This window comes from Vibrio sp. SCSIO 43009 (assembly GCF_023716525.1).
Lineage (GTDB): Bacteria > Pseudomonadota > Gammaproteobacteria > Enterobacterales > Vibrionaceae > Vibrio > Vibrio alginolyticus.
Genome location: NZ_CP071842.1, coordinates 265,761 through 289,603, shown reverse-complemented (window position 1 = coordinate 289,603; position 23,843 = coordinate 265,761). Strand labels below are relative to the sequence as shown.

The window sequence follows — 23,843 nt, the reverse complement described above, 5'->3', positions numbered from 1 at the left end:
ATTGTGCCGCCTTTTTATCTAAACGCAAGTACGATCAGTTATTCCACCTCGGCTTGCAGGAACTTACTCAGCAGGCTTTCCAACGCATTTCTTTCTTCAGAGTCGAGACAAGTTAAGTGCTGTTCCATGCTCGCGACATGCGCTTCAAGCACCTGATCTAAAAAGGCAACACCGTCTTCCGTCAATGTCACTCGATTACTTCTGCGGTCGCTTTCGCTCGCTACGCGGTGCACCCAACCTTTTTGTACTAGGCCTTCTAATCGGGTACTTACCGCACCAGACGAAATCATCAACGTTTTGTACAACGTTGTCGGAGTGACGGGTTCGACGCTACGTCTTAACGTCGCCAGAATATCGAACTCAATCGCGCTGATCCCAGCATCACCGCACACTTGGCCATGGGCCTGTTCCCAGAAGTTTGCCGCGCGACGAATTCGCCCAACCACGCCCATCGAAGAACAATCTAAGTCAGGTCGTGCTTGCTGCCACTGCTGAAGAATCTTATCTACACCGTCCATTACATCATCCTCACGATCATCACTAACTAAAAATCTTTTCAAAAAGATACTTGACCAAAAGAAAAAACACCATTACTTTTAAAAAACAATCTTTCACAAAAGATACTTTTGCAGGAGTTATTATGACCAGCGCAGAAAGGATTCAAGCAATACTGCTCACCGCGATTGCTCCCACCGTTTGGGGCAGCACCTATATCGTCACTACTGAGTTGCTACCCGCAGACAGTCCCCTGCTCGCTTCTGCGATACGCGCACTGCCTGCAGGATTACTGCTCATCGCGTATACACGCTGCTTTCCGAACCAGCAATGGTGGGGAAAACTCGCTTGCCTTGGAACGCTCAACATCGGGCTGTTTTTCTACTGTTTATTTTTTGCGGCGAGCTACCTGCCCGGAGGAACGGCGGCATTGGTCATGTCGAGCCAACCGATCATCGTGATGCTACTCAGTGGGCTGGTATTAAAAAGTAAGATCGCCTTGAGCCACTGCATCGCAGCAATCTTCGGGGTGCTTGGTGTAGCGCTTATCGTCATCAACGAAACGGTGCAGATCAGCGCGCAAGGAATTGTTCTGGCGGTACTAGGTACATTAAGCATGGCAAGTGGCGTGGTGCTCACCAAATACTGGGGACGTCCGGAGAATATGTCGACATTGGCGTTCACTGGCTGGCAACTCCTCGTCGGAGGCATCCTTTTATTACCTGCAGCGCTATGGTTTGAAGGTCTACCGGAGACCATTTCGCTAAAAAACTTGGCCGGATACAGCTACCTAACCATAGTGGGCGCGGTACTCGCTTACGCACTGTGGTTTAAAGGAATCGAGCGTCTTCCTGCAACAAACGTCGCGTTTCTAGGATTTCTGAGTAGCGTCTCGGCGAGCGTGTTGGGCTACGTATTTTTAGATGAAATACTCACACCACTGCAATTGTTAGGTGCAGGAGCAATACTGGTTTCGATCTTTTTGGCCTCCCATAGTCCTAAAGCTGCAAATGCATAACTCCAATAAACAAGATATAAAATTCAAAAGGAAATGATTATGAAACTAACGATTGTCTCTGGCAGCCAAAGGGCAAATTCACAAAGTCTCAACGTAGCTCGTTTTCTCAAACAGCACGGTTTGCAAGAATTCGACCAAGTGGAGATCCTCGACCTGCATGAACTGAACCTGCCATTTTGGAATGAAGGCGTTTGGCAAGGTATCCAAGAGTGGGATGTTTGGACACCAATCGCGCAAAAACTGCAAGAGTCTGACGCGTTTGTCTTTATCACACCGGAATGGCACGGGATGGCAACCCCTGCGCTGAAAAACTTCCTATTGCTGACGACAGCAAACGAACTGGCACATAAACCAGCACTATTGGTGAGTGTCAGCGTGAGTATCAACGGTGTTTACCCGATCAGCGAATTGCGCATGACCGGCAGCAAAAATAACCACGTGTGCTTTTTGCCTGACCACCTCATTGTGCGCAACAGCGATAAACTCATCGATCAAGATGCGAATAGCGATGACAGTGATTTTGTCGCTCGCACCCAATACACCTTGAAACTGCTCAGCTGTTACGCGAGCGCATTAGCACCAGTGCATCAGGACATGCTGCCGCTTGGTAAACCATTCACCTACGGGATGTAATCGTCATTTAAGCCGCTCAGTATTGGGCGGCGTTTAGTTTAACCTCTCTCCAAGCAACTATTAGCAACGCTAATAGTTTCAGTAGTAATCCGGTTTGTTTGAATTGTTTCAATAGTGTTAAATCATTCTCAATTAAAGGGGAGATGTATGAACATTATTGAAGTCTTAGAACCTTGGTTAGCCGACGCGATTAGTCTCCGTCATGCCATTCATAAACAACCAGAATTAGGTTTTGAAGAAAATAACACTCAAGGGTTAGTGGTTGCCGAGCTCGAAAAGTACGGCGTCGATGAAATCTGTACTGATTTCGCCAAAACGGGCGTGGTGGGTGTGATTCACGGCTCGCTCGGGGACGGAAAGAGCATCGGTCTTCGCGCCGACATGGACGCGCTACCCATCCATGAAGCCAACACATTTGCCCACCGTTCGTGCCACGACGGTAAAATGCACGCTTGTGGCCATGACGGTCACACCACTATGTTGTTACTCGCTGCGCGCTACTTGGCCCAGTCGCGTAACTTTGCAGGCAAAGCGGTGCTGATATTCCAACCGGCAGAAGAAGGTCGCGGTGGCGCCGAGACCATGATCACCGACGGCGTGTTAGAGCGCTTCCCGATCGACGAATGCTACGCTCTGCACAATATGCCGGGCATTCCTGAAGGGCATTTCGCATTTAAGACGGGGCCAATAATGGCGAGCTCTGACCGTCTGTTTGTCACTGTCGACGGAAAAAGTGGTCATGCTGGCTTACCACACACAACCCAAGATCCATTACTTGTCGCGACCCATATTTACCAAGGTATTCAAGGCATGGTCAGCCGCAACTACGACCCGTTTGATCCACTAGTGGTTTCGGTCACACAGCTGCATTGTGGAGAAACAACCAACGCCATCGCCGACCAAGCTCATATGAGCGGTACGTTCCGTACTTTGTCTCAACAAACACGAGATAGCTTGGTTGAACGACTCGAGCAACTAGTAGCTCACAGCGCCAAGGCGCACGGGATGCAAGCAGAATTTAAACTCGGACCAATTTCTCACCCACCGACGGTTAACACCGAAAACGAAACTCGGCGAGCGATCGACGCAGCGGCTCAAACCGTTGGAGCTGAGCGCGTTAACCCAAGCTGTGAAGCTATGCTAACCAGCGAAGACTTCGCCTTTTTCCTCAACAAAGTACCGGGTTGCTACGGCTTTATCGGCAACGGCACTGAGGAGCAAGGATGCAGCGTTGGCCTGCACAACAAAGCCTACGACTTTAACGATCGGCTGCTGCCGATTGGCGCCGCTTACTTTATCAATTTGATTGAACAGCAATAACAACAAATGAGGGGAAGTGACTCCCCTTTTTACACAAAGGAGTGTTCTAACAATGTCGACTGCAATTACGCAAAAATCGAGTTCAGGCGCGTCAATGATCGACCGCATTGAGCGACTGGGCGATAAAGTCCCTCATCCCTTCTATTTGTTTATCTTCCTGTGCCTCAGCGTCATGCTGCTCTCTTGCCTATTCTCGTTTATTGGCGGCGGCGTGACCCATCCATCTACGGGTGAAGTAGTGCACGTTAAGAGCCTAATCAGTGGTGAAGGTCTGGTTTACATCCTGCAATCGACGGTGAATAACTTCGTCTCGTTTAAACCACTCGGATTGGTCTTATGTATGATGCTAGCGGTGGGGCTATTGCAAGAAGTAGGCTTGGCCGACAGTGCAATCAAGCAATCATTGCTCAACGCGCCGCGTCAGTTTGTCACCGCGTCGATTTTCGTCACTGGTATCATCGGTAACCTCGCCTCAGACGCTGCGTTCATTTTGGTTCCCCCTCTCGCAGGTCTGATTTTTGCGGCAACCAACCGCAACCCAATTGTCGGCATCGCCGCAGGTTTTGTCGCGGTCGCGGCTGGGTTTACCGCCAACCTATTTATTGCTGGCACCGATGTATTACTTTCCGGTATTTCAACCGAAGCGTCTGCCATCGTTGAACACGTCGAAGTTAGCCCGGCAGCAAACTGGTACTTTATGTTGCTTTCCGTTCCGATTTTAGTCGTCACAGGGACGCTCATCACCGACAAATACATCGAGCCTAAATTCGCGCATAAAATGACAACCAACCACGCCGATAGTGAACCGTCTTTTGAAATTACCACTAAGCAAAAGAGTGCGTTGAAATGGGCTGGAGCAGCGTCTTTGGTGTTTATCGCTTTGCTTTTGGCCGCCCTGCTGCCAGCCGATTCACCTCTGCGTAATGCAGACGGCGGTTTGGTACCTTCACCTTTCCTAAAAGGGATTATCCCGATCATCATGGCATTCTTCTTTATGAATGCGGTGGTTTACGGCGTCAAAGCGGGTACGATCAAACAAGCCAGTGATATTCCTGACTTGATGTCCAAAGCGCTCAAGGGCGTTGGCGGCTACATTGTCTTGGTATTTGTGATTGCCCAGTTCATTTCTTGGTTTAAGTGGTCTAATTTAGCTATCTTTATTGCGGTGAATGGTGCGGAATGGATTTCGTCTGTCGAGATGCCAAAGCTGGCGATGATGGCGCTGTTTATGATGCTTGCTGGCGTGATGAACATGATTGTGTTTAGTGGTTCGGCGCAATGGGCGATCATGGCCCCGGTATTTATCCCACTCTTTATGTTACTTGGCGTAGACCCGCAAATTACGCAAATGGGCTACCGTATTGCCGACTCCACCACCAACATCATTTCACCGACCAATCCATATATTCCGATGGTACTGGCGCTGATCGCCAAATATAACCCGCAAGTGAAATTTGGTACTTTCCTCGCGATGATGGTGCCATACGCTCTGGTGCTATTTAGTGTTTGGGGCGGGCTATTCCTGATTTACATACTGACAGGTTTACCCGTCGGGCCAATGTAACGTCGCTTAACGACTGGGGATAAACTCAGCAAAGCCCCAGTCGCTGACATGCTTTTTCAAAATCAAACTGAACTCATCGACTAACTCTCGATGAGTTTCTTTACGTGTAATGAGCCCTACTGAGCGGTACTGAACCGGTTGAACAATCGGAATAAAGCGAACTTCCACTTTGTTGCTCAACTCACCGATAGTGGAAGACAGAATCGTCGAACCTAGTCCGCTGGAAATCATCCCTAATAGCGTTGAGGTATGCGAGGCACTCAACTCCGGATCATAGGTTAAACCAATGCGTTGAAACGCTTCGTCGGCAAGTGTGCGTAAACTGTTCCCGGGGCTGACACCAATCGACGCGTATTGATGCGCTTGCTCCCAACTGACTTGCTTATGCTCGGCGAGCGGATGGTCTTGCCGGCAAACAAAGCACAGGTAATCGCGAAACAGTAAATCAAAGTTCAATTCTGGGTGATTCGGATTGGTGTTGATGCCGATGTCTGCCTGCCCTTGTAGTACTGAATGGGTAATGTCATCAACCCGTTCTTCAATTAAGCGAAAAGTAAAATCTGGATAGCGCTTTTTCAGGTCATTGAGGGTTTTCGGCGCTAAGGATGCACACAACGTATATAGCGACGAAACCACCAGCGACTTGTTGTAGCCGTGCTGGCGGTCTTTGTTTTGCTGAACTAGTTTATCCAAGCGATTAACGATAAATCGCGCTTCCTGATACAACTGCTCGCCCGCTTCGGTGAGGATGATTTTCCTGCCTTGGCGCTGATAGAGTTCGCTGGCAAGTTGCTGGGTCAGCTTTTTCATCATCTGGCTCAACGCAGACTGGGTGATGTGCACCTTTTCAGCGGCATAAGTAAAATTTTGTTCCTCAGCCAAGGCGATAAAAGCTTTGAGCTGACGATAGCTAATGTCCATTTAGTAGTCTCACCCTTTGCTCTGCTGAAAAAGTATACCCAAACTTGGTAACTAATACGTCAATATGATTATCCATTTCTATATTTTTTCTGAACATAAAGGCCAGCATAGGCTGGCCTTTGGTCTTTACAGTTATTTAGGAACTGTTTGTCAGGAAGTAAATTCGCTTAGCGGCGACGACGGAATAAGCCGAGACCTAGCAGCGCAAATAGCGCGCCAAAACCAAACGAACCACCATCTGAATCCTTCGACCCTTCTGTTCCAGTTTCAGTTTGCGTCATTGAAACATCACGAACAGAGCTAAACTTCACGATATTACCTGTCGAGTCAGTCACTTTCTCTTCTAACTGATAATTACCTTGCTCCGGCGTTTGTTCAAACTCAATATTCACGCTACGCGCATCAATATCAGCTTGAACTAAAGTTTGGCTAGCCGAGTAAGCTTTCGTATCGGTGCTTGCCGCAGCCGCTTGTGTGGATGGCGTTAAGTTCACCGTAACAATATCGCCCACAACCGCCGTTGGTGGTAAACGGACATCGACGGCTAAGTTGTCACCTGCTTTCGGTAAATCGATGTCATCATCTGGTAAATCAATCGCGATGATCACTGGATCGTGGTCAGAGGCAGAGAACGCATCTTTGTACTTCGGCATATCACCTGTGTACTTGCTGCTGTATTCGAACAAGTTACTCTCTAGTGAGTTGATGTGCCAATCTTCAATTGCTACCACTTTTTGCGCTAGGCTACTGCTTGCCAATGCGTGGTCCAAATTACCCAGCTCGCCCGAATAGGTGTAAGAAAACGTATCAGTGCCGTGCAGCAACGTGTTTAAGTTGTGCAGACCGTAACCTTTTTCAATTTTGGTCTTCTCTACTTGAAGTTCACCATCACCAATGGTTGTGTAAGCAGCAGTATAAATGTCACGGCCGTATTTCTCTTTCGAGTAATCAGTCAGTGTCAGAAGTGGGTCTTCCATGCCATAAGCATTGAGGTCGCCCATGAGCAATACATCGCCTTTCACCTCTTTCAACGCTTCACCCACTGCGTGCGCAGCAGAAACGCGGAAGTTGTTACAGTTGCCTTGCAGATCCGCTGGCTCAGAATCTTCTACACCGGCAATCCACTCTTCAATACACTCAGAGCCTTTCGACTTAAAGTGGTTTACGACAATAGACAAATCTTCACCCGTCTCTTTCACCGTAAAGGTCTGAAGTAGACTGTGGCGTTGGTACTTATCGTAAGCAGGGTTACTTTCTGTGCCCTCTTTACGAGTAATTGTGTTTTCTGCAATGTGCTGCTCTGGCGTGATGATCACTTTTGCAGCGTCTTTTGGCGTTACTGCGTTAGCACGATATAAAATCGCCACCATGATCGCATCACTGCCAAAGTATTCGTCTTGGTATTTGTCTTGCTCTTCGATTTCGACATACGTGTAATGATCTTCAGCGTCATCAATCTCAGCATTTAGGGCATCAACTAAGTTTTGGATAGCACTGCCATCACCAAAGCCGTTGTTTTCCACTTCCATCAAACCAATAACGTCTGCGTCCATCTTGTTCATCGCCGCAACGATTTTCGCTTGCTGGATCAGGAATTCGTCTAGATTAGTCGCACCGCGGTTTTGTCCGGTTGGGTTTTCATGACCACTGTCAGCCACGGAGTTGAAGTAGTTCAGTACGTTGAAGCTTGCAATACGCAAATCTGAGTCCGCAATCGCTGGGGCATCTTTACGAGCCACATCGAAGCCTTCACCTGAAGTCACAAAGTTGGTGTTATTGACTTCATTCGTCGCAATCAGGCGGTATTCGTTGTAGCTGTAAGCCACGACACCCTGTAGACCTTCTACTCGAGAACCAAGGCGAATGTGCTGCTCTGAAGAGCCATCTTGATCTGCATCTTTAGCAAAATCTGGGTAGTATGGGATTTGGCCGTTTGGTGCTTTGCCATCTGATTCTAGGTATACGCGGTTCGCTGCGTTGTCTTTTGCTAGCTCAACGGCTGCATCGCTCTCTGCCGCGTGTAATTGAGTCGGCTTTAACAATGGCGCTTCATGAGAGAGCATCATATTGTTACGACGTGAATCGTAGTCGTAAGAGAAGTTTCGAGTTACAAACAAGTCACTTGCCGAGGTCAACTCAACTTGCATGCCTTCATGACGCTCTAGCGCATCACGTAGTGTCTCACCTTCTTTGATAACAAGATCGGTAACTCGAGGGGTTTCAGAAGTGCCTGTTTTCACATAGCTGTTAGCATCAGAAGCAAGCTGAGTATTGCTGTAATACTCTTGAACTTTACCTTTCACACAAACAACGTCACCAGCTTTCAGCGCCGTGTCTGCCGCGTCAGTATGAATGAACAAGCCTTCTGAGGTCTTGTCGTTGTTGTCACTTTCTAGTGCTTGTAGGTAGAAACCTTTGGTTAAGCCTGTAGTAACAGCAGTCACGACACCCGTTACGAAATGATCTTCGTCAGTAATGTATGGGTAACCATCAATGAATGGAGACGTATCGCCTTCACCTTGAATATCTTGGATGGTAGTGAAGTTAGGTTGCTGACCGTCGACTTCACAAGCGAATGGTGCTGGTGGCTCAGTCGCATTCAGCTCACCAAGGCCGTCAATGTTGTCTTTCTCAAATGCCGTCCACTGAGATGCATCATAAGTAGCAGAAGGGGTTAGTGCATCACTGTTACGAACCAATGTGGTGTCTTTACCAAAATCTACGTCACCCATCACACCGATGATGTCGTGCACTTCACCATCTTTAAGCAACGCGATCGGGTCGTCACCATTAAAGTTCGCAACGCTTTTATCTGTGATATCCGCGATAGCTTTGATGGCATCGCTCGCGTCACCATGCGCCAGTACATACACTTGGTTAGCTTGTAGCGTCACTTGGCTAAGGTCGAATGTGCTGCCCCAAGTACCACCACCGTTTGATGATTTCGCCAACTCGTAGCCAGTGAGTGTCACCGCAGTATCACCCGTATTAGCGATCTCTACCGCTTTATTATAAGCGCCGCCTTCTACGTATTGGGAAATAATAATCTCTGCGTTCGCGTTTGCACTAAGTGCACTGGCGATGGTTAATGCGAGTATTGAGGGTTTGATTAACGTGTCCATTGTCATACCTGATATTTATGTAAATGCAAACTTAGCTCTGGTTAGAGCCTGCCATTTGCGTCTACTATCAGGTTTATTTATGAAATAAATAAGAATGAGTAATTAAAGCCGTGAAATGAATCACATGTGAATATAAGAAAATATGCCAGAGCATCCCATTCAAACATTTTTTGTAATAAATACAGAGCGCTATTGATAAACAAGTCAGAATTTAGATTGATTACTCAGTTTACTTTTTCACTTCATGTTAAGGAGTAGAAAATACATCACTTGTTGAGTTGCTTATTAACCCAACCGTTCCGTTACAAATAAAAAATATAATTAGTCACTAATTTAGAATGCTTTAATTTTCACTTGTATCACTGTTCAAGCCCAAGAATCTATTACTCGCTTCGTTCTCTCTTATACAGGCCCCTCATACTTCAAAGTTTTCATGATTTATTCAATAACTTTTCATTACTCACTAGCCAAAAACATACACAAAAGATATAACACCTGCGCGAGACAATAAGATCTCATTAGCTGTAAACCCAGGAACGACAAATGAAAAAAATTCAACGCAGTGTGCTAGCTCTCTCCCTACTTGGCTTGATAGCGGGGTGTCAGTTGACCGCCAGTGAGCCACTTCAACCTACGGCGAATCAAGACATCATCGAATCAGCCAAAAATGAACTGGATGGTATTGAAGAGCTAGAAGTCAGTGACGAGGGTGTTATTACCTTTACTCAGCGTCTAAGAACGCCAGGAACCTACTGGATTCCAGCGAGAATTAAAGAACTCAGCTACGATATATCATGCGTACAGCTTAGTTACTTCATTGATAGAGGCATGGTTGTGAAGTCTGCCTTTCTAGGGGCTCGAGGACGTGTTGAATATTACGACATGGAACGCTGTATGAAAGACACACCATTTCAGTAATACAGGCATAAAAAAAGCTCCACCAAAGTGGAGCTTTTTCGTATTCGTTCTTAGCAACTATGGGCGAGCTACAAAACCTACTGCTTCGTATGCTTTCTTAAGCGTTTCAGCCGCTCGTGCCGAGGCTTTCTCAGCGCCTTGCTGCATTACCTCGTCCATGTAAGCACGATCAGCGCGAATACGGTGATATTCTGCTTGAATTGGCTCAAGCATTGCTACAACTGCCTCACCAACATCTTTCTTAAATGGGCCATACATTTCTACGCCTTGGTACTTCGCTTCAATCTCTTCGAAGCTCATGCCTGTCGCCGCAGAGTACAGACCCATTAGGTTAGCAATGCCCGCCTTGTTCTCGATATCATGACGGATACTTGGTGGCGTTTCGGTATCGGTTTGCGCTTTGTTGATCTTCTTAAGGATCGACTTAGGCTCTTCCAGCAGCGTGATAACGTTCTTACGGTTGTCATCAGATTTAGACATCTTCTTCGTTGCGTCTTGAAGGCTCATTACACGCGCATTTACTGTCGGAATGTAAGGCTCTGGAACTTGGAAGATTGGCTGCTCTGGCGAGTAAATATTGTTGAAACGCGTTGCGATATCGCGCGCTAATTCTAGATGTTGCTTCTGGTCACTGCCTACAGGTACTTGGTGTGCACCGTAAAGCAAAATGTCAGCCGCCATCAACACCGGGTAGTCAAATAGGCCGACGTTTACGTCATTCGCGTAACGTGCCGATTTGTCTTTAAACTGAGTCATACGGCTCAGCTCACCCATTTGAGTGTAGCAGTTAAGAAGCCAACCTAATTGAGCATGCTCTGGTACATGTGACTGAACAAATAGCGTGCTCTTCTTCGGGTCAACACCAACTGCCAGACAAATTGCCAGTGCGTCTAGAGTTGCTTCATGCAGCGCTTTAGGGTCCTGACGAACCGTAATCGCGTGAAGGTCTACCACACAATATTGGCAATCATAATCGTCTTGCATCTGCTGCCATTGACGTAGAGCACCCAAGTAGTTACCGATACTTAGTTCACCTGAAGGTTGAACACCACTCAATACAATGGGTTTGCTCATTAGAATGATTCCTTTGACTTCTTAATCTAATTAAATGAAAAAAACCGTGCAGTAATAGGTGCACGGTTTACTCAGTGTACTCATTAACGAGTATTTTGGAAGCTCTTTTGTAGCCGTTATGCAGAAACCGCTACAACGTCCAATAATTCTGCCAAACTGTCAGCGACGAAATCTGGATTTGATGCTGAAATAGGTTCACCGTGGTTGTAACCATATGTCAGACCAAATGAGGCACAGCCTGCATTCTTTGCTGCGAGAATATCGTTTTTCGAGTCGCCAACCATCAGCATTTCACTTGGTTGGGTTTGGTGCTTTTCCATCAACCAGTTCAATGCTACTGGGTTTGGTTTTTTCTCTGGGAATGCATCACCGCCAAGGACATCAACGAAGTATTTTGCGATGTCGTGCTTTTCCAAAACGTCAGGCACAAACTTTGAAGGTTTGTTGGTCACCAACGCCATAACAAAGCCCGCTTTGTGCAGCTCTGCTAGTGTCTCTTTTACCGTTGGGTAAAGATGACTTAGCTTGTGACCGCTTTGCTCGTAGTAATCATCAAACAATACACGCGCTTTAGCACGAAGCTCTTCACTCAGCTCCGGGTTGATGGTCAGGCTTTGGCTTAATGAGCGACCAATAAGCACGTCTGCACCGTTACCCACGTAATCACGAACTTGTTCTTCTGAAACCGATGGAAAGCCAAGCGCCTGTACTGCTTGGTCTGCCGCGACAGCTAGATCTGGCACGCTATCAAGCAAAGTACCATCTAGATCGAAGGCGATGAATTTAATGTCTTGTTGAGTCATAACTTCCCTGAGGATTTTTATTTATAAATCGGTGAAAACGACAAAGGATGGCACCCCATCCTTTGTTTTTATCATTATGTCTAACTTTGCAGTAACTGTTTGTTTATTAACTTATTTAGCACTTACTTTGCAGCAATACGCTGACGAACTGCCTCAAACAAACAGATGCCGGATGCCACAGATACGTTCAAGCTTGAAACGCTACCAGCCATTGGGATCTTAATCAAATCGTCGCAGGTTTCACAAGTCAGACGACGCATACCGTCACCTTCTGCCCCCATTACGATAGCAAGGGGTCCAGTCAGTTTGGCTTGGTAGATGTCGTGCGTTGCTTCACCCGCAGTACCAACAAACCAGATGCCTTTCTCTTGCAATGTACGCATAGTACGAGCCAAGTTCGTTACTCGGATCAATGGTACGACTTCAGCTGCACCACAAGCGACTTTACTTACCGTCGCATTCATTGGCGCAGAACGATCTTTCGGTACGATGATCGCCGCAGCACCTGCCGCATCTGCGTTACGTAAACACGCACCAAGATTGTGTGGATCGGTCACTCCGTCTAACACTAATAGCAGTGGTGATTCGTGCTGCGCCAGGATGTCATCTATATCGTTCTCATTCAGCTGCTTCGCTGGTTTCACACGAGCGATGATGCCTTGGTGATTTGCACCGCGCGCTTTGTCATCCAAAGTTTTACGTGTCATCTGCTGAATAGAAACACCACAAACCTGAAGATCATTTAGGATTGGCATTAGGCGATCATCTTGACGACCTTTTAAAACGTACGCCTCGATAAAACGCTCTGGTTCGCGCTCCAATACCGCCTTCACTGCGTGAATGCCGTAGATAAATTCGTTACTCATTGTTTAACCTGTTGTTCTGGTCGTATTGCCTGCGCCAACCAAGTTTGAACTAAGTTGGCGCTTCAACCTACTACTGCGCTTCTTTTTTAGTGCGCTTGGTTTTCTTCGGCTTACTGTGCGGCTTCTTTTTACGTGCTTTTTTCACTTTAGGCTTCTCGTTGCCTTCGGCGTCACCACGTTTTGGGCCATTACGCTTACTCGTTGCGCCCGTTTCTTCTGGGCGTTTAGTTGGCTCTATCGCAGGAACTGCACGAGCCGCGCCACCTTCCTTCGATGAAGAGCGAGTCGCAGCGCGTTTTTTATCTTTCGCTTTGCGCTTTGCTTCCGCTGCGCGTTTCTTCGCAGTCTTACCTTCGCCGCGTAGCTTACGACTTGTTTCGACCAATTCAAAGTCAATTTGCTTATCATCGAGGTTAACAGCCAGTACTTTTACTTTTACTGCATCACCTAAGCGGTAGATGTTACCGAAACTTTCACCAATAAGTCGTTGACCAATCGGGTCAAATTGATAGTAGTCGTTCGCAAGGGTAGAAATATGTACCAAACCATCGATGTGCAAATCCGTTAAACGTACAAAGAAGCCAAAGCTAGTGACATTAGCAATAACACCGTCTAGTTCGTCACCGACGTGGTCTTGCATATATTCACACTTCAGCCAATCCGCAACATCACGTGTTGCATCATCAGCACGGCGCTCTGTCATCGAACATTGTTCGCCGTAAAAATCCATGTCGTCAAACGAGTAATGATAGCCACCTGTTGGTGTCCAGCGATCTTGATTACGACCTTCTTCTTTAGCAATCAGATACTTGATTGCACGGTGAAGTAACAAGTCAGGGTAACGACGAATTGGCGACGTAAAGTGCGCATAGCGTTTCAATGCCAACCCAAAGTGCCCCGCGTTATCTGCGTTGTATACCGCTTGCTTCATTGAGCGTAGCAGCATGGTCTGAATCAACTCTTGATCTTGACGCCCGGAGATTTGACGTGCGAGATCAGCATAGTCCGTTGGTGAAGGCTCTAAACCACCTTTTAGCTCAAGACCAAGTTCACTTAAGAAGTCACGGAAACCTTGCAGGCGTAATTCACCTGGAGATTCGTGGATACGATAAAGCGCGGGCTCTTTCGCTTTTTCTACCAGCGATGCCGAAGCAATGTTGGCTAAAATCATACATTCTTCGATGATCTTATGCGCGTCATTACGAATTACTGGCTCAATGCTTTCGATTTTACGTTCCGCATTGAAAATAAATTTGGTTTCAACGGTTTCAAATTCGATTGCACCGCGTTGATCTCGTGCTTCTTTCAGCACTTTGTACATCTTGTGCAACTCTTCTAGATGAGAAACAAGCGGCTGGTAGCGCTCACGTAGTTCTTCATCCCCTTCTAGAATCGCGCTCACTTTGCTATATGTGAGACGAGCGTGCGAGTTCATCACCGCCTCGTAATGCTTGTAACCAGACAGCTTACCTGTATCGGAAATGGTCATTTCGCACACCATACACAAGCGATCTACTTGCGGGTTAAGCGAACATAGACCGTTCGACAGTACTTCTGGCAACATTGGCACAACTTGCGAAGGGAAATATACTGAGTTACCACGATTGATCGCTTCTTTGTCCAACGCAGAGTCAGGACGAACGTAGTAACTGACGTCAGCAATCGCTACCCATAAACGCCAACCACCTTCTTTGTTCTTTTCACAGTAAACGGCATCATCAAAGTCTCGTGCGTCTTCGCCGTCAATGGTCACTAGTGGCAAATCACGTAGATCCACACGACCAACTTTCGCTTCTTCTGGTACTTCTTCGCCTAAGTTTTCGATTTGTTTATCGACGGCTTCTGGCCATTCGTGAGGGATTTGGTGTGTACGAATCGCAATTTGTGTTTCCATACCTGGTGCCATGTTTTCACCAAGGACTTCAACCACTTTACCCATCATGCCGCGTGAGCGTGAGCCACGATCAGTAATTTCAATTACGACTACGTTACCCATGCGTGCACCCGCTTTGTGCTCATTTGGGATCAGGATATCTTGGCTGATACGCGAGTCATCTGGGACAACATAGGAGTATCCATATTCAAGGAAGAAACGACCAACGATTTGATCATTGCGCTCCTCTAGCACACGCACCAAACGTCCTTCACGGCGGCCGCGCTTGCTGTTGTCTGTCGGTTGCACTAAGACAAAATCACCGTGGATGATGTTCTTCATCTGATGGTGCGGTAACAGAATATCATCATCCTTGCCGACGCTGCCTTCTGGACGTACCCAACCATGGCCATCACGATGACCAATCACGTAACCTTTCACCATTTCAAGTTTTTCAGGCAATGCATAGCACTGACGGCGGGTAAACACCAGTTGGCCATCTCGCTCCATCGCACGTAGCCGACGACGCAACCCTTCGTATTGCTCTTCGCCCTCAAGCTTTAGTGCCTCAAACAAGTCGTTACGATTCATTGGAACGCCCGCTTGCTCTAGAAACTCGATGATAAACTCTCGGCTTGGAATTGGATTTTCGTAATTTTTGGATTCACGATCTGCAAAAGGATCGTTTGGAATATTGTCTGACATAGGCACGCCTATCTAGCAAGGAAGGTATATGGCTAGTATATCTGAGTCTCTCGATAAGCTACAGAATTGCTTTGAAAAAAGAATGATCGAGATCGACTCTAGGCATGCAAATGAGTTAAGGACGAGCCAGCAAGATCAAAAGTTCAGAATTGTCACTGAGCAAGGATTCAATCGTGCAGTCATCCAACTCCGCCAGAAAGGCACTTTTTGCTTTCGCCAATTTATCTTTGAGGCGGCAAGCAGGGGTAATATGGCAAAAATCCACACCACAGTTGACTAAATCTAACGGCTCTAAATCGCGCACAACACCACCGACTGTGATTTCAGACGCTGGCTTCATCAGCCGGATACCACCGTTTTTTCCGCGCACGGTATGGACATAACCCAACTGCCCTAACCGATTGATAACTTTAACCATATGGTTGCGCGACACACCAAATAAATCCGTCACTTCGGTAATGCTGGTTAACTCATCTTCCGGCAACGAAGCCAAGAAAATTAAGGTTCTCAACGCATAATCAGTGAAACTAGTTAACTGCATATTCTCTCCCAAAGTGCGACTCAATAACCCACTGGTGATGCTAAAACCCCAAACTTGAGCTATCGATAAAAGTGTAAATCTTTTCTTGATCGAAAGATACATTTGAGATACAACTTTAAACATGCATTATAAATACAACTTAAAGTAGGAAGCCCTTATGCTCAGCAATCAAACTATCGAGATCGTCAAAGCGACCGCACCACTCATCGCCGAAACAGGACCAAAACTGACCGCGCACTTTTACGAGCGTATGTTTACTCATAACCCTGAGTTGAAAGATATTTTTAACATGAGTAACCAGCGTAACGGCGATCAGCGTGAAGCATTATTCAACGCTATCTGTGCCTATGCTGCCAATATTGAAAATTTGCCAGCTCTGCTTGGCGCAGTAGAGAAAATTGCGCATAAGCACACGAGCTTTTTGATCACAGAAGATCAGTACCAAATCGTTGGTAAGCATTTACTTGCGACAATCGATGAGCTTTTTAATCCAGGTCAAGAAGTGTTGGATGCTTGGGCTGAGGCTTACGGCGTACTTGCGAATGTATTTATTCAGCGCGAAGAACAAATTTACCAACAAAATGAAGCTTTGGAAGGCGGCTGGCGCGGTCTACGCGAATTTGAATTAGTCGATAAAAAGATTGAGAGCGAACACATTTGCAGCTTTGTGTTCAAGCCAACCGATGGCCAAAAAGTGGCGCCGTATAAACCGGGACAATACCTTGGCATCTACATCAACAGTGACCAGTTAGAAAACCAAGAAATTCGCCAATATAGCCTGTCTTCTGCGGTCCAAGAGAACACCTACCGTATCTCAGTAAAACGTGAAGAAGGCGGAAAAGTGTCGAACTACCTGCACGATAGCCTGAACATTGGCGAAAAAGTGCAGCTTGCGGCCCCTGCCGGTGATTTCTTTATGGATGCCGAACCACAAACACCCGTTGTTCTAATTTCTGCTGGTGTGGGACTTACTCCAACGCTGTCAATGCTAGAAAGTCTCTCAGCACATCAAGCACCTGTAACTTGGGTTCATGCAACAGAAAATGGCCAACAGCATGCTTTCAAGCAACACGTAAACCAACTCGTTGCAGAAAAAGAAAATATGAACGCGCTCGTTTGGTATAACCAACCAACGGCAGAAGACAAGCTAGGCGAAGACTTCCACTTCACGGGCTTTGTCAATCTGTATGAAATTGAAGCTGCATTAAAGCAAGATAACGTGCAGGTATACTTCTGTGGTCCTGTAGGATTTATGCAGCACGTAGCGAAACAGCTATTAGAACTTGGCGTACCAGAAGAGCAATTCCATTACGAATGCTTCGGTCCACACAAAGTGGTTTAAGCGCTACCAACTATCGGGAAAACAACAAAGCCCACGTGACGTGGGCTTTGTTGTATGAAGTTGTTTGCAATATTGAAGCGTTACCAAAAGGTGTCTCGCCGTTTAGCTCGAGCAATAACGTTTTGTGGCATGCGCTGTTCAAGGCCGTTTCTCAATACAGTTATGCGCTTATGCTGCCGCTTATCTGCTGTGACAGAGTTATATAACCAACGATACGCATCTTCGTAATCGAGTGGACTGCCATAATCACGTAAAAGCAACTCGGCCAGATGAATACGCGCGTTTAGGTTTCCCATTGACGCAGCTTCTCGCAAATATGGAATTGCACGTTCTTTATCTTGCTGTACTAAAGTGCCACGCGAATAGTATCGGCCAATCTGCTCTAGTGCAGCTGGTAACCCCTGATGCGCTGCATTTTCGATGTAGTAAAGACCCAGTTCGACATCTTGCTCGACACACACCCCCCAAGCCAACATATCTCCGTACAGAAATTCATAAGCGGGTAAGTTAATTCGAGTCGCACGAGCTACGATATCCTCCACCAGCTGGCAGTTATCAGCGCGCACACGTTGTAAGTGCTTATTTTGCTCAATAAGCTTTATCAGCTCTGCTTCGGTATAGATCGGAACTGGTGCCCCCACATCAGCAACATTGGCTTTCACTGTGGTAGCAACCAAGGTCAACAACAGTGAAGCAGCCACTGTTCGTAACTTCATAAACGTACCCTTAAGGTATCTAAGAAACCAAAGATCGGTGAAGGATCTCCTCTGCTTGATAACCTTATCGGCAAAAAACAGCTAAGCTTTAGACAATTTTTGCCTCTGATTTAGGCTCAGCGGCAAAAGCTTGCCATATGAGAGTCACGCTGTTTTTGTTCAGATACAAAAAAGCCGACCAGAAGGTCGGCTTTTGCAATCTTTAACGGCTATCAATTAAGCTTCGAATGGGTGAACTTTGATGATAGTTTCGTTACGGTCAGGACCTGTAGAGATGATGTCTACTGGAACGCCAGTTAGCTCTTCAATACGCTTGATGTAGTCAAGAGCGGCTTGTGGTAGAGCATCTAGTGACTTAGCACCAAATGTGTTCTCAGACCAACCAGGCATTGTTTCGTAGATTGGCGTTGCTTTTTCGAATGCTTCAGCAGCCATCGGAGAAACTTCTAGCACAGAGCCATCTTCCATCTTGTAACCAGTACAGATTTTTAGCTCTTCTAGACCATCTAGTACGTCTAGTTTAGTTAGACAGAAACCAGATACAGAGTTGATTTGGATTGCACGACGCATAGCAACAGCATCGAACCAACCTGTACGACGTAGACGACCAGTTGTCGCACCGAACTCGTGGCCAACTTCACCTAAGTGCTTACCAATTGGATCTTGCTTATCTAAACCGTCGTATAGTTCAGTCGGGAATGGACCAGCACCAACGCGAGTACAGTACGCTTTTGCGATACCCAAGATGTAACCGATGTGACGAGGACCAAAACCAGAACCTGCAGCAACACCACCAGCAGTCGTGTTAGAAGACGTTACGTACGGGTAAGTACCGTGGTCGATATCAAGTAGTGTACCTTGTGCACCTTCGAACATGATCTTGTCGCCGCGCTTACGTGCTGCGTCTAGTTCGTCAGTTACGTCGATAACCATTGACGTTAGTAGTTCAGCGTAGCCTTTAGCTTGCTCAAGTACTTCTTCGTAGCTTACTGGCTCCGCTTTGTAGAAGTTAACTAGTTGGAAGTTATGGAACTCCATGACTTCTTTTAGCTTCTCTGCGAAAGTCGCCATATCGAATAGGTCGCCAACGCGTAGACCGCGACGAGCAACTTTATCTTCGTATGCTGGACCGATACCACGACCAGTAGTACCGATAGCTTTTTTACCGCGAGCGATTTCGCGAGCTTGGTCCATTGCAACGTGGTAAGGAAGAATTAGCGGACATGCTTCAGAAATGAAAAGACGCTCGCGTACTGGAATACCGCGCTCTTCAAGAGGCTTCATTTCTTTAAGTAGAGCTTCAGGTGATAGTACAACACCGTTACCGATAACACATTTTACGTTATCGCGAAGGATACCTGATGGAATTAAGTGAAGAACGGTTTTTTCACCGTCAATTACGAGAGTGTGACCTGCGTTGTGACCGCCTTGGTAGCGTACCACGTATTTTGCATCTTCAGTTAAAAGGTCTACGATTTTACCTTTACCTTCGTCACCCCATTGGGTGCCTAGAACGACTACGTTATTTCCCATCTTTCCAAGTCTGATTGCTAGTTAAAAATGGATTCTAGCACCGAATCACGCTTCTTGCAGTCATTTTTTGTTCACAGAGTTGCTACCAGAATGTCATCTTGCCGCTTTGTTCATTTTGAAATCAGCATATCACTGATAGTATTTAGCTTTCTCTATTCGACTGGAAAGCGCTATGTCTGAATCCATATGGTTGGCGATTGGGCTCGTCTTGATCGTGGAAGGCATTGGGCCACTGATTGCTCCTAACGGTTGGCGGAATATGGTGGCTCAATTAAGTGAACAACCCAACAATCAGCTACGACGCATCGGTGGCTGCCTAGTAGTTGCTGGAGCCGTCATCGCCATCATGATGAGCTAGCACTTAGCATCAGATACAAAAAAGGCTCCCTAAGGAGCCTTTTATTTCAATGAGACGCGGAGATTATTTCTCCATGCTGCCCTTCGACTGGTTCATGTATTGGAAGAACTCACTCTTCGGATCAAGCACCAGAATATCGCTCTTAGAGCTGAAGGACTTCTCATACGCACGTAGCGAACGTAGGAAGCTAAAGAACTCAGGGTCTTTGTTGTATGCTTCAGCATAAATCTTCGCAGCTTCAGCATCCGCCTCACCTCGTGTCACACGCGCAGTTTTATCAGCTTCAGCTAGAATAGTTGCTACTTCTAGTTCTGCTTGAGCACGAATAACTTCCGCTTTTTCACGACCTTGAGAACGGTGCTTACGAGCAACGGACTCACGCTCCGCACGCATACGACGGTAGATAGACTCACTGATTTCATCAGGCAGGTTGATTTTCTTCATTCGGAAATCAACGACACGAACACCCAAGTCTTTCATTGCGCTTTCACGCGTGTCTTTCAATACTTCAGACATGATTAGGTCGCGTTCACCATCAATCTCAAGCGCCTCACGAGCCGCTTCAGTTGCGACAACATCGGCACTTGCGTCTTCTGGTAGCACATCATCGTTACGTGGACCAGATACGATCTGTTTGATTTCACGAGCACCGATTTCAGAACGAAGCACGTCCGTCACTTTACGCTCAAGTAGTGCCTCTGCCGTTAGCGAGTTACCACCGCCTGTCGCGAGGTAGTAGCGACCAAAATCTTCAATACGCCACTTCACGTAGGTATCAATGATAACGTCTTTTTTCTCGGACGTTACGAAACGGTCGGCACGACCATCCATTGTTTGGATACGTGCATCAAGTTGTTTCACACGGTCAAACAAAGGCATCTTGAAATGCAGACCAGGCTCGTAAATTCGAGTGATGTCGTTATTGTCTTTCAAGACACGACCAAATCGAACCACGATACCGCGCTCACCTTCAGGAATCACAAACAAAGACATCAACATTAATGCCAGTGCGATTACCAGTACAGGGATCATTAACTTACGCATTCTTAGTATCTCCCTTGACGTGAACCTGTTGAACGAGACTGCGAGTTCGAAGTGTCTTCTTGTGTACGATCAGACTCAAGTTGAATTTGATCATAGGTTGAAGATGACTTCGATTTACGTTTGGTATCTGCTTTGCCCTCTTGTCCCGCCAACTTATCGATTGGAAGGTAAAGAAGATTGCCGCTTGATTCCGAGTCAATCAACACTTTCGAAGCGCTTGAGTACACCTCTTCCATTGCGTCAATGTACAGACGATCACGCGTTACACCAGGCGCTGCTTGGTATTCTGGTAGTAGTTTTTCGAACTGTGCTACCTGACCAAGAGCCTCGTTAGTGACACGCTCATTGTAACCTTGTGCTTCTTTCTTCAAACGCTCTGCACGACCCGTTGCCTTAGGCAAGATTTCGTTCTTGTATGCTTCAGCTTCACGAATGAAACGCTCTTCATCCTCACGTGCTGCGATTGCATCATCAAACGCATCTTTCACTTGCTCTGGTGGACGAGCAGACTGGAAGTTCACATCAACAAGTACCAGACCCATATCATAGCTATCAATGATTTGGTTAAGTGTTTCTTGCGTAGTTTGACGAATTTGCTGACGACCACTGGTTAGAATGCTATCCATCAATGAGTCACCAATTACTGCACGTAGTGCAGAATCCGTTGCTTGACGCAAGCTGTCGTCTGCATTGGTTACACGGTACAAGTATTTGTATGGGTCAGTCACTCGGTACTGAACATCCATCGCAACTGTTACAACGTTTTCATCTTTAGTCAGCATTAGACCAGATGCACGTAGTGAACGAATCGCTTGTACGTTTACCGCTTCGTACTCATCAATAAAGCGAGGACGCCAGTTAAGACCTGGGTCTACGATACGATCGTATTTACCTAAACGCAGTACAACACCACGCTCTGCTTCACCGATGGTGTAAAAACCAGCGAAGAACCAAACTGCAACAGCAATCAGAGCAATCACGCCAAAGCCAATTGCACTACCACCACCGCCGCCGATTGGAGAACCACCGCCGCCTTTTTTACCAAACTTGCCGCCCAGCTTTTGACTCAGTTTGTTGAACACTTCATCTAAATCTGGCGGACCTTGATCTCGGCCACCAGGACGCTGGCCACCACGATTATTATTACCCCAAGGGTCATTATCGCGGCCATTGTTGCCGTTGTTATTTCCAGGCTCATTCCACGCCATTAGAAAGCTCCATCATTTGATATGACGTTATACTGTAGCAGTCCTTTAAGTGACTATAAAGCCAGTCAAAACTGCCCCTTCTCTTTTTTCAAGTCTAGACCAATCTACTTGCTGCATTCGAATATCGATCAACAAGTTACCATCCTGGTCATATTCCTCACGTTGAATACACTTCATTTGGAAGAAGGTACTACGGAATCGTCCTTGATACTGTGGAGGAATTCGCAACTGATGCTCGACCATTTGTGACGCCAGACGTTCCGTCAGAGCCTCAAACAGGACATCAATGCCCAACCCATCCATTGCTGAAACCCAAACTGCGCGAGGTACGCCTTCCTCGTCTCGTTCTATACGTGGTTTCTGCGAATCTAGATTGTCGATTTTGTTCATGACAACCAGAGTCGGCACTTCATGCGCGTCGATCTCTTCTAGTACTTCATGAACAGCTTGAATATTCTCACGAAAACGCTCATCACTGGCATCAACAACATGTAACAAAATGTCAGCTTCTTGCGTTTCCTGCAAGGTTGCCTTGAAGGCCGCAACCAAGTCGTGTGGCAAATGTCGAATAAAACCAACCGTGTCTGCCAAGATGGCAGGGCCAACATCTGCTAACTCTATCTTACGTAAAGTCGGGTCCAAAGTAGCAAATAATTGATCAGCCGCGTACACGCCAGCTTCTGTAATACGGTTGAAGAGTGTCGACTTACCCGCGTTGGTGTAACCCACAAGTGAAACCGTTGGGATTTCAGCTCGATTTCGGGCGCGGCGCCCTTGTTCACGCTGCTTCGCTACTTTGTCTAAGCGTCGCAGGATGGCTTTGATTCTGTCACGCAATAAGCGACGGTCGGTTTCCAGCTGGGTTTCACCCGGGCCACGTAAACCGATACCACCTTTCTGCCTTTCAAGGTGCGTCCAACCACGAATCAAACGAGTAGAGATATGACGAAGTTGAGCCAGCTCTACCTGTAGCTTACCTTCGTGTGTTCGAGCTCGTTGAGCAAAGATATCGAGAATAAGACCAGTGCGGTCGAGAACTCGACATTGGCACAGTGCTTCGAGGTTACGTTCTTGGGCAGGAGAGAGGGCGTGATTAAAAATCACAATTTCGGCACCCGTTGATTGTACCGCTGTAGCAATCTCTTGGGCCTTACCCTCTCCGACATAGTATTTCGGGTGTGGGGATTGACGACTACCAGTTACCACTTGTAGCGCCTCTACCCCAGCAGAAGAAACCAGCATTTCGAACTCAGCCAGATCTTCCCATTCACCTTCTTGCGTGAAGTTGATATGAACAAGTACGGCTCGCTCACCGGATTCATAACGGTCAAACAAGCAATCAACTCCTTATTTTAAAAATACTCGATGAAGAATTAATCTTCTGATTTCTCTTGTGGACGCTCACCTTGTGGACGTTCACCGCTGTGATGGCTCACTGGACGAGCCGGCACAACTGTTGAGATCGCGTGCTTGTACACCATTTGGTTAACAGTATTCTTCAGCAGGATCACAAATTGATCGAATGATTCGATCTGACCTTGTAGTTTAATACCATTCACAAGGTAGATAGATACCGGGATACGCTCACGACGTAGCGCGTTTAGAAATGGGTCTTGTAGAGATTGCCCCTTAGCCATTTTTATTTTCCTTATTTAATTTGTAGTTGTAATTATTTAGCTAGTGGTGCAATGCAAAAGATACGGCTTTTGCATCTGAGCTAAACGAATCAAAAATGCACTCTAAGTAATTAGCAGCATAGTATAAAAACCGCCAACAACAGATCCTTTGA

21 protein-coding genes are annotated in these 23,843 nt (G+C 46.7%); 7 read left to right on the top strand and 14 right to left on the bottom strand.

Annotated features, from left to right (window positions below; genetic code table 11):
* Window positions 1–38: 38 nt before the first annotated feature.
* The gene (locus J4N43_RS01365) at window positions 39–518 is read right to left on the bottom strand and encodes a MarR family winged helix-turn-helix transcriptional regulator (RefSeq protein WP_005381417.1); all 480 of its coding nucleotides are present in this window, start codon (window positions 516–518) and stop codon (window positions 39–41) included.
* Window positions 519–640: 122 nt separating this feature from the next.
* Between J4N43_RS01365 and J4N43_RS01360 the strand changes: the two genes are divergently transcribed.
* The 4 genes from J4N43_RS01360 to J4N43_RS01345 all read left to right on the top strand — a co-directional run bounded on the left by J4N43_RS01360 (window position 641) and on the right by J4N43_RS01345 (window position 5,030).
* Window positions 641–1,513, top strand: coding sequence for an EamA family transporter (locus J4N43_RS01360; protein ID WP_005381415.1), 873 nt, complete (start codon window positions 641–643; stop codon window positions 1,511–1,513).
* Between the two features lie 39 nt (window positions 1,514–1,552).
* The gene (locus J4N43_RS01355) at window positions 1,553–2,146 is read left to right on the top strand and encodes an NADPH-dependent FMN reductase (protein WP_053350711.1); all 594 of its coding nucleotides are present in this window, start codon (window positions 1,553–1,555) and stop codon (window positions 2,144–2,146) included.
* A gap of 147 nt (window positions 2,147–2,293) precedes the next feature.
* Complete coding sequence (locus J4N43_RS01350) at window positions 2,294–3,466, top strand: M20 aminoacylase family protein (RefSeq protein ID WP_053350712.1); 1,173 nt, start codon at window positions 2,294–2,296, stop codon at window positions 3,464–3,466.
* 52 nt (window positions 3,467–3,518) lie between these two features.
* Entirely contained in the window at window positions 3,519–5,030 is a 1,512-nt protein-coding gene (locus J4N43_RS01345) for an AbgT family transporter (RefSeq protein WP_053350713.1), read from the top strand.
* A gap of 6 nt (window positions 5,031–5,036) precedes the next feature.
* Here the strand turns inward: J4N43_RS01345 and J4N43_RS01340 are convergent, their stop codons facing one another.
* Entirely contained in the window at window positions 5,037–5,951 is a 915-nt protein-coding gene (locus J4N43_RS01340; protein WP_053350714.1) for a LysR family transcriptional regulator, read from the bottom strand.
* Window positions 5,952–6,118: 167 nt separating this feature from the next.
* Window positions 6,119–9,073, bottom strand: coding sequence for an ExeM/NucH family extracellular endonuclease (locus J4N43_RS01335; protein WP_062730815.1), 2,955 nt, complete (start codon window positions 9,071–9,073; stop codon window positions 6,119–6,121).
* Window positions 9,074–9,616: 543 nt separating this feature from the next.
* Between J4N43_RS01335 and J4N43_RS01330 the strand changes: the two genes are divergently transcribed.
* Window positions 9,617–9,991: a hypothetical protein gene (locus J4N43_RS01330; protein ID WP_005381401.1), complete on the top strand. Its 375-nt coding sequence runs from the start codon at window positions 9,617–9,619 to the stop codon at window positions 9,989–9,991.
* Window positions 9,992–10,048: 57 nt separating this feature from the next.
* Here the strand turns inward: J4N43_RS01330 and trpS are convergent, their stop codons facing one another.
* The 5 genes from trpS to nsrR all read right to left on the bottom strand — a co-directional run bounded on the left by trpS (window position 10,049) and on the right by nsrR (window position 15,853).
* The gene (gene trpS / locus J4N43_RS01325; protein WP_005381398.1) at window positions 10,049–11,065 is read right to left on the bottom strand and encodes a tryptophan--tRNA ligase; all 1,017 of its coding nucleotides are present in this window, start codon (window positions 11,063–11,065) and stop codon (window positions 10,049–10,051) included.
* Window positions 11,066–11,181: 116 nt separating this feature from the next.
* On the bottom strand, window positions 11,182–11,868 hold the full coding sequence (locus J4N43_RS01320) for a phosphoglycolate phosphatase (RefSeq protein WP_017633734.1): 687 nt from the start codon (window positions 11,866–11,868) through the stop codon (window positions 11,182–11,184).
* A gap of 122 nt (window positions 11,869–11,990) precedes the next feature.
* Window positions 11,991–12,734 carry a 23S rRNA (guanosine(2251)-2'-O)-methyltransferase RlmB gene (gene rlmB, locus J4N43_RS01315; RefSeq protein WP_053350716.1) on the bottom strand — a complete coding sequence of 248 codons (744 nt, stop codon included), beginning with the start codon at window positions 12,732–12,734 and terminating at the stop codon, window positions 11,991–11,993.
* A gap of 70 nt (window positions 12,735–12,804) precedes the next feature.
* Window positions 12,805–15,312 (bottom strand): ribonuclease R, encoded by a 2,508-nt coding sequence (gene rnr / locus J4N43_RS01310; RefSeq protein WP_017821742.1) that lies wholly within the window; start codon window positions 15,310–15,312, stop codon window positions 12,805–12,807.
* Between the two features lie 115 nt (window positions 15,313–15,427).
* Window positions 15,428–15,853 (bottom strand): nitric oxide-sensing transcriptional repressor NsrR, encoded by a 426-nt coding sequence (gene nsrR / locus J4N43_RS01305; protein WP_005381392.1) that lies wholly within the window; start codon window positions 15,851–15,853, stop codon window positions 15,428–15,430.
* Window positions 15,854–16,010: 157 nt separating this feature from the next.
* Between nsrR and hmpA the strand changes: the two genes are divergently transcribed.
* Window positions 16,011–17,195, top strand: coding sequence for an NO-inducible flavohemoprotein (gene hmpA, locus J4N43_RS01300; protein WP_005381390.1), 1,185 nt, complete (start codon window positions 16,011–16,013; stop codon window positions 17,193–17,195).
* Between the two features lie 80 nt (window positions 17,196–17,275).
* Here the strand turns inward: hmpA and motX are convergent, their stop codons facing one another.
* Complete coding sequence (gene motX, locus J4N43_RS01295; protein ID WP_005381388.1) at window positions 17,276–17,911, bottom strand: flagellar protein MotX; 636 nt, start codon at window positions 17,909–17,911, stop codon at window positions 17,276–17,278.
* A gap of 216 nt (window positions 17,912–18,127) precedes the next feature.
* Entirely contained in the window at window positions 18,128–19,444 is a 1,317-nt protein-coding gene (locus J4N43_RS01290) for an adenylosuccinate synthase (RefSeq protein WP_005381385.1), read from the bottom strand.
* A 172-nt stretch (window positions 19,445–19,616) separates the two neighbouring features.
* Here J4N43_RS01290 and J4N43_RS01285 point away from each other — a divergent pair, with 172 nt between their 5' ends.
* Window positions 19,617–19,802: a DUF2065 domain-containing protein gene (locus J4N43_RS01285; protein WP_005381383.1), complete on the top strand. Its 186-nt coding sequence runs from the start codon at window positions 19,617–19,619 to the stop codon at window positions 19,800–19,802.
* A gap of 63 nt (window positions 19,803–19,865) precedes the next feature.
* Here J4N43_RS01285 and hflC read toward each other — a convergent pair whose 3' ends face one another.
* From hflC to hfq, 4 genes are read right to left on the bottom strand one after another with little or no spacing between them, the layout of a single operon-like run.
* On the bottom strand, window positions 19,866–20,846 hold the full coding sequence (hflC, locus tag J4N43_RS01280; RefSeq protein WP_005381382.1) for a protease modulator HflC: 981 nt from the start codon (window positions 20,844–20,846) through the stop codon (window positions 19,866–19,868).
* A 2-nt stretch (window positions 20,847–20,848) separates the two neighbouring features.
* Window positions 20,849–22,054 (bottom strand): FtsH protease activity modulator HflK, encoded by a 1,206-nt coding sequence (gene hflK / locus J4N43_RS01275; protein WP_062730813.1) that lies wholly within the window; start codon window positions 22,052–22,054, stop codon window positions 20,849–20,851.
* 45 nt (window positions 22,055–22,099) lie between these two features.
* Complete coding sequence (gene hflX / locus J4N43_RS01270) at window positions 22,100–23,389, bottom strand: ribosome rescue GTPase HflX (RefSeq protein WP_005381380.1); 1,290 nt, start codon at window positions 23,387–23,389, stop codon at window positions 22,100–22,102.
* A gap of 38 nt (window positions 23,390–23,427) precedes the next feature.
* Complete coding sequence (hfq, locus tag J4N43_RS01265) at window positions 23,428–23,691, bottom strand: RNA chaperone Hfq (RefSeq protein ID WP_005381379.1); 264 nt, start codon at window positions 23,689–23,691, stop codon at window positions 23,428–23,430.
* Between the last annotated feature and the right edge of the window lie 152 nt (window positions 23,692–23,843).

What these genes read in the sequence shown, in the direction of transcription:
- J4N43_RS01365 (WP_005381417.1), bottom strand. Translation starts at nt 518, where the DNA reads ATGGACGGTGTAGATAAGATTCTTCAGCAGTGGCAGCAAGCACGACCT.
- J4N43_RS01360 (WP_005381415.1), top strand. Translation starts at nt 641, where the DNA reads ATGACCAGCGCAGAAAGGATTCAAGCAATACTGCTCACCGCGATTGCT.
- J4N43_RS01355 (WP_053350711.1), top strand. Translation starts at nt 1,553, where the DNA reads ATGAAACTAACGATTGTCTCTGGCAGCCAAAGGGCAAATTCACAAAGT.
- J4N43_RS01350 (WP_053350712.1), top strand. Translation starts at nt 2,294, where the DNA reads ATGAACATTATTGAAGTCTTAGAACCTTGGTTAGCCGACGCGATTAGT.
- J4N43_RS01345 (WP_053350713.1), top strand. Translation starts at nt 3,519, where the DNA reads ATGTCGACTGCAATTACGCAAAAATCGAGTTCAGGCGCGTCAATGATC.
- J4N43_RS01340 (WP_053350714.1), bottom strand. Translation starts at nt 5,951, where the DNA reads ATGGACATTAGCTATCGTCAGCTCAAAGCTTTTATCGCCTTGGCTGAG.
- J4N43_RS01335 (WP_062730815.1), bottom strand. Translation starts at nt 9,073, where the DNA reads ATGGACACGTTAATCAAACCCTCAATACTCGCATTAACCATCGCCAGT.
- J4N43_RS01330 (WP_005381401.1), top strand. Translation starts at nt 9,617, where the DNA reads ATGAAAAAAATTCAACGCAGTGTGCTAGCTCTCTCCCTACTTGGCTTG.
- trpS (WP_005381398.1), bottom strand. Translation starts at nt 11,065, where the DNA reads ATGAGCAAACCCATTGTATTGAGTGGTGTTCAACCTTCAGGTGAACTA.
- J4N43_RS01320 (WP_017633734.1), bottom strand. Translation starts at nt 11,868, where the DNA reads ATGACTCAACAAGACATTAAATTCATCGCCTTCGATCTAGATGGTACT.
- rlmB (WP_053350716.1), bottom strand. Translation starts at nt 12,734, where the DNA reads ATGAGTAACGAATTTATCTACGGCATTCACGCAGTGAAGGCGGTATTG.
- rnr (WP_017821742.1), bottom strand. Translation starts at nt 15,312, where the DNA reads ATGTCAGACAATATTCCAAACGATCCTTTTGCAGATCGTGAATCCAAA.
- nsrR (WP_005381392.1), bottom strand. Translation starts at nt 15,853, where the DNA reads ATGCAGTTAACTAGTTTCACTGATTATGCGTTGAGAACCTTAATTTTC.
- hmpA (WP_005381390.1), top strand. Translation starts at nt 16,011, where the DNA reads ATGCTCAGCAATCAAACTATCGAGATCGTCAAAGCGACCGCACCACTC.
- motX (WP_005381388.1), bottom strand. Translation starts at nt 17,911, where the DNA reads ATGAAGTTACGAACAGTGGCTGCTTCACTGTTGTTGACCTTGGTTGCT.
- J4N43_RS01290 (WP_005381385.1), bottom strand. Translation starts at nt 19,444, where the DNA reads ATGGGAAATAACGTAGTCGTTCTAGGCACCCAATGGGGTGACGAAGGT.
- J4N43_RS01285 (WP_005381383.1), top strand. Translation starts at nt 19,617, where the DNA reads ATGTCTGAATCCATATGGTTGGCGATTGGGCTCGTCTTGATCGTGGAA.
- hflC (WP_005381382.1), bottom strand. Translation starts at nt 20,846, where the DNA reads ATGCGTAAGTTAATGATCCCTGTACTGGTAATCGCACTGGCATTAATG.
- hflK (WP_062730813.1), bottom strand. Translation starts at nt 22,054, where the DNA reads ATGGCGTGGAATGAGCCTGGAAATAACAACGGCAACAATGGCCGCGAT.
- hfq (WP_005381379.1), bottom strand. Translation starts at nt 23,691, where the DNA reads ATGGCTAAGGGGCAATCTCTACAAGACCCATTTCTAAACGCGCTACGT.